Here is a 5,566-nt window from a genome sequence, read left to right on the forward strand (position 1 = left end):
GATGTTCTGTGCAACAACTAAGGGTGCTAAAGCTAGTGCAAATATTTATAGTATTATTGAAACTTGCAAAGTAAATAAGATTAATCCTTATGATTATTTAAAATATTTGCTGAATCATATTCATGATTATTCTGATCCAAAAGAGTTAGTAAATTTACTTCCATATAATATTGATAAAAAAATATCATCAAATTAAATTTTTTTTAGAATTATCAAAAAACTTAAGAAACCCAAAGAAAGGCGGATAATACTTGTCAAGATGGGGATATTTTAGCGTTTACAAAAAGAAAGGTAGTAGCTGTTAAAAGATATTTATTATAGTTACCATAAATAATTTCTTGCATATTGAAACTAAACACCTCTATATTTTTTGTTATTAAACCTTATCCTTAAATAGAATTAAATAATTATTTTCTAAATTCTAAGAATTAACTAACTAATAAAATGTTTAATATAAATAATATCCCAAAAATTTTAAAATCATTTATCCCCCAGTTATTTATAATTTTATTATTAGTTTTAATATGGACTTGTTCAGAAACATTTTTACTTTACATGTTAAAATATACCATTGATGATATATATAAAACTACTTTAGACGATCAAAAATACTGGTTATTTATAGGTTTATTTATTCTGATAATATTCTTTATCGAAATGCCAATGCGTATTGCTAATTTTTTACATGCTAAACTATCACCAAATATATCATGTATGTTACGAGATAAACTTACTGCAAAATTATTAAAAAAAGATTTAATATTTTTTAATAACAATAAAATTGGGGAACTTTCTTCTAAAATTGCTCAACTTCCCAATGCTATAGAAAATATAATTAAAATATCATTATACGGAATTATTGCAGGCAGTTTTAGTTTCTTTGTAATGGTTACACTAATTACTTTAGATTTATGGACTATAGGTATTTATTTTATTATATGGTATATTTTAATGATATTAATAGGTATTTATTTTATTAAAAAAACTATAAATCTATCACAAGACTATGCTCATGATACAAACCTTGCAAATGCTGAACTTACAGAGTTATTACAAAATATTTTAAACATAAAAGTTGCAGCCAAAGAAAGTTATGAACGAGGTAGAATAAAAAAATTTTACAATAATATAGCTCATAATCAAACTTTATTAGAAGTATTACTATTTAAAGCTGATACACTAAGAAGCATAATTTCAGCATTTTTACTAATAGGATTATTTAGTTTTTCACTATTACAAGTGTTAAAAGGATTAGCTAATATTGGAGATTTAACTTTTATTACAAGTGCAGCATTTATTGCACGACGTGATATCTGGAGAGTTTCCTTACAGTTAACAGAAATTTATAAAGATTTTGGCTTTATAAAAAAAATAGAAACTATTGCTAATTCAAGTATTCAACAATCAAGTAATAAAACTCTCACCAATATAAAATCCATAAAATTAGAGAATTCTTATTTTAGCTTTAATAAAAATCAATATATTCTTCAAGATATTAATCTTGAAATCAAAAAAGGACAAAAAGTTGCACTAGTTGGTCCATCTGGAACTGGTAAAACAACCCTTGCTAAAATTTTACAGGGAGTTTATAAATTACAAAAAGGAAATTTTTTGATCAATGATTACAATTATTATGATTTCCCCTCAAATAACATCGTAAAATATTTAGCTTATATTCCTCAAGAACCAATTTTGTTTAATCGCTCTATAAGAGACAACATAATTTATTTAAATAATAAAATAGATAATGCAAAAATGAAAAAAATTGCAAAAATAACACTTTGTGAAGATTTTATTAACAAATTACCTTTAAAATATGAAACTATGCTGAGTAATTTAGGGAATAATCTTTCTGCTGGACAAAAACAAAGATTAGCATTAGCTAGAGCATTATATTCTGAAACAAAATGGCTTATTTTAGATGAACCATCTTCAGCACTGGATTCTATAACAGAAATAAATCTAATAAAAAACTTATTATTACACTGCAAAGACTATACTTTAATATTTATAACACATAATGCTAAAATTATGAAATTAATGGATGAGATTGTTTTTTTACAAGATGGCAAAATAATAGCAAAAGGCAACCATAATCATTTAAATGAAACATGTGTTCCTTATAATAATTTTATCAGTCAAATAAATTATGAAAAGTAAAATTATTGATTTAAGAAGTGATACCACAACACTTCCAATAAAAACCCTAATAAAAAATATGATAAATGCTGAAGTAGGTGATTATGCTTATGGTGAAGATAAAGCTTATAATGAACTGGTAGCTTATTGCAAAGAGTTATTCAATGTAGAAGATGCGATATTTGTAACTAGTGGAATGCTTGCTAATAGATTAGCAATTTTATCTCAATCTCAACCTGGAGATGAAGTTATAACTGAGTACGGATATCATATTAATTTTTTTGATAGTGGTGCGACTGCTAAAGTTTGCGGAGTAGTGCTTAATTGTATATATTCTAGTAAGGGTATTATTACCGTAAATAGTATTAAAAAGGCAATTAACTCAAAACCAAGATACAAAACATTTGCTCAAGTTAAACTTGTTATGATTGAGAATACAATTAATAGCAGACAAGGCAAAGTATTTCCTTTTATTACTCAAAAAGAGATTTATAAATATCTTAAAAATCAAAAGATTAATTTACATCTTGATGGAGCAAGAATTTTTAATGCACATGTAAAAACTCAAATTCCATTAAGTGAATATGCAAAGTATTGTGATACTATAAGCTTTTGTTTTTCTAAAAGTTTAGGAGCTCCTTTTGGTTCAATGCTTTTAGGAAAAAAAGATATTATAGAAAAAGCAAAGAGATATCAAACTTGGCTAGGAAGTGGATTTCACCAAATTGGATTTCAAGCTAAAGCTGCACAATATACAATAAAAAATCATATTTCTAAAATTATGTTAGATCATGACAATGCAGAATTATTTGCTAGTATGTTATCTAATATTAAAGAAATAAAACTATTAGGCTCTACTGAAACTAATATGGTTTCCTTTGATATTTCTAAGCTGAAAGTAACGAATGATTTTTTTTTAGACTGTTGTGCTACAAATGGATTATTATTATTCCCTTGGTTAGAAGGATAAATTAGAGCGGTTCTACACATGGGTGTTACTAAAATTGATATAGAAAAAGCATATCAAATTATCAAAAATTGTATTCAAAAAATTAAAAAGGCAAAAAAATGAAAATAAAAATTGATTACTTCAGTGATACAAATGTGACACCTTCTAAAGAAATGTTAAATTATATGATAAAAGCAAAAGTTGGCAATGAAGCTGCATGTGAAGACCCCACTACAAATGATTTAATTGAAAAAACTTGCCAATTACTTGGTAAAGAATCAGCAATATTTTTGCCTACTGGTACTATGGCTAATAGCATAGCTTACAGGACACATTGCGATAGACCTGGAGACATAATAGTATTAGATGAAACGTCTCACCCTTTAAAAGTTCAGTCAGGGTCTATTGGTGGTCTAGTTCATGCAAATTCATATACTATCTCTGGTGATAGAGGTATTTTTACTAAAGAGCAAATTTCACCAATAGTTAAAAGAGGAGTAGGACGTAATTTACCAAGGATAAGATTAGTCTCAGTTGAACAAACTACTAACTTTGGCGGTGGCGCTATATGGCCTATGCATCAAATAAAAGATATTAGTTATTATTGCAAAGATCATGGTATATTAACTCATCTTGATGGAGCAAGAATTTTTAATGCTAGTACTGTTACTGGAATATCAGTAAAAGATTACTGTCAATATTTTGATTCAGTCTATATTGATTTTGCTAAAGGCCTAGGAGCTCCTATAGGTGCTATTCTTGCTGGAAGCAAGAATTTCATTGAAAAAGCTTGGTATTATAAATTTCAGCAAGGAGGCTCTTTACATAAATCAGGAATTCTTGCAGCTGCATGTATTTTTGCACTGGATAATAATATAAAGGACCTTGTTTTTGATCATGAAAAAATAAAAATACTTGCAGAAGGGTTAGACAACATCCCATGGATTAAAATTGATAAGGAACTTTATAAAACTAATATTCTTTATTTTAAGCTACAAAATACAAAATATACAACTAAAACCTTTATTGACCTTTTATTAAAACATAAAATTAGAATGTTAGCCTTAGATGATAAAATTAGAGTAATCACACATATGGATATTTCCTTTGATGATGTGTATGAAACAATAAAAATAATTAAGAATATCTTTAATTAAATATATTATTAATTTTCAAAAAATAGGTTATAAAGTGTTTGATAAAAATTTAACTAATTTCTCCCGTAACTATAAAATTGGGATAAGTTGGTTTATATTTAGTTTAATTGTTAGCAGCTTCAATGATGTTATTGCAAAATATTTAAGTTTTTATTTACCTCCCCTCGAGATATCATTCTATAGGTTTCTTTTTAGTACTGTTAGTCTTTTACCTTTTGTTCTTTATAATGGAATACTATCTATAAAAACTTCAAGATTTACTTTTCATTTTATTAGAGGCTTATTTCTAGCATTAGCAATATTTTTATGGATTAATGGGTTGAAATCATCACAAGTAATAATGGCCACGATTATAAGCTTTACTATCCCGATGTTTATACTAATTCTAGCACCTATTATTCTAAAAGAAAGTATCTCATTAAAATTATGGATAGTAACATTTGTCGGTATAATAGGAATTTTAATAACAATTACACCAAATACTGTAAATTTTACTATAGATTCATGTCCATTTGTTATAGCAGCAATACTCTTTGCAAGCCTTGATATTATTAATAAAAAATACGTAATTCAAGAAACTATGCTAAGCATGCTATTTTATTCTTCTTTGTTTACAACTATTTTTTTGTTCCTGCCTTTAAATTTTAATTTAGTAACTCCACAAATAATTGATTTAATTTTTCTTATATTTTTAGGTGTAAATAGTAATATTATTCTATTTTGTATACTTAAAGCATTTAATTTAGTTAAAGTTTCAAGTTTAGCACCACTAAGATATTTAGAATTATTATTTTCAGGACTTTTAGGATATTTTGTATTTAATGATACACCAAATATCCACATGCTTCTCGGTACATTAGTTATTATACCTACTTCACTTTATATCGCTATTCAACATTTTAAGTAAGGCAGGGTCTCTAATTTAAAAAGTAATTTTTATATTGGCTTTTAATATGTTATGTCCACATTACCTTATTTTACATATAAAATTTAATAACTTTTTACAAATTATTAATGTAAACGCTAAAATATCCCCATCTTGACAAGTATTATCCGCCTTTCTTTGGGTTTCTTAAGTTTTTTGATAATTCTAAAAAAAATTTAATTTGATGATATTTTTTTATCAATATTATATGGAAGTAAATTTACTAACTCTTTTGGATCAGAATAATCATGAATATGATTCAGCAAATATTTTAAATAATCATAAGGATTAATCTTATTTACTTTGCAAGTTTCAATAATACTATAAATATTTGCACTAGCTTTAGCACCCTTAGTTGTTGCACAGAACATCCAATTTTTTCTGCCAACTGCAAAT

6 protein-coding genes are annotated in these 5,566 nt (G+C 26.1%); 5 read left to right on the forward strand and 1 reads right to left on the reverse strand.

Annotation, left to right across the window (positions count from 1 at the left end):
* The 5 genes from EIC27_RS06050 to EIC27_RS06070 all read left to right on the forward strand — a co-directional run.
* The coding region (locus EIC27_RS06050; protein WP_126044202.1) for a transposase domain-containing protein at window positions 1–196 on the forward strand (196 nt) is incomplete at its 5' end.
* Between the two features lie 248 nt (window positions 197–444).
* Window positions 445–2,160, forward strand: a complete 1,716-nt coding sequence (locus EIC27_RS06055) for an ABC transporter ATP-binding protein (protein ID WP_126045184.1) — start codon at window positions 445–447, stop codon at window positions 2,158–2,160.
* On the forward strand, window positions 2,150–3,109 hold the full coding sequence (locus EIC27_RS06060; RefSeq protein WP_240627099.1) for a threonine aldolase family protein: 960 nt from the start codon (window positions 2,150–2,152) through the stop codon (window positions 3,107–3,109). The genes EIC27_RS06055 and EIC27_RS06060 overlap by 11 nt, the downstream gene beginning before the upstream one ends.
* A gap of 98 nt (window positions 3,110–3,207) precedes the next feature.
* Window positions 3,208–4,245 (forward strand): threonine aldolase family protein, encoded by a 1,038-nt coding sequence (locus EIC27_RS06065; RefSeq protein ID WP_126045185.1) that lies wholly within the window; start codon window positions 3,208–3,210, stop codon window positions 4,243–4,245.
* Window positions 4,246–4,279: 34 nt separating this feature from the next.
* Entirely contained in the window at window positions 4,280–5,152 is an 873-nt protein-coding gene (locus EIC27_RS06070) for a DMT family transporter (protein WP_126045186.1), read from the forward strand.
* A 194-nt stretch (window positions 5,153–5,346) separates the two neighbouring features.
* Here the strand turns inward: EIC27_RS06070 and EIC27_RS08400 are convergent.
* A partial coding sequence (locus EIC27_RS08400; RefSeq protein WP_205702358.1) for a transposase domain-containing protein occupies window positions 5,347–5,566 on the reverse strand: 220 nt, incomplete at its 5' end.

The sequence above is a fragment of the Candidatus Aquarickettsia rohweri genome (assembly GCF_003953955.1).
GTDB lineage: Bacteria > Pseudomonadota > Alphaproteobacteria > Rickettsiales > Midichloriaceae > Aquirickettsia > Aquirickettsia rohweri.

Coding starts and splice junctions, on each gene's coding strand:
- EIC27_RS06055 (WP_126045184.1), top strand. CDS start 445: ATGTTTAATATAAATAATATCCCAAAAATTTTAAAATCATTTATCCCC.
- EIC27_RS06060 (WP_240627099.1), top strand. CDS start 2,150: ATGAAAAGTAAAATTATTGATTTAAGAAGTGATACCACAACACTTCCA.
- EIC27_RS06065 (WP_126045185.1), top strand. CDS start 3,208: ATGAAAATAAAAATTGATTACTTCAGTGATACAAATGTGACACCTTCT.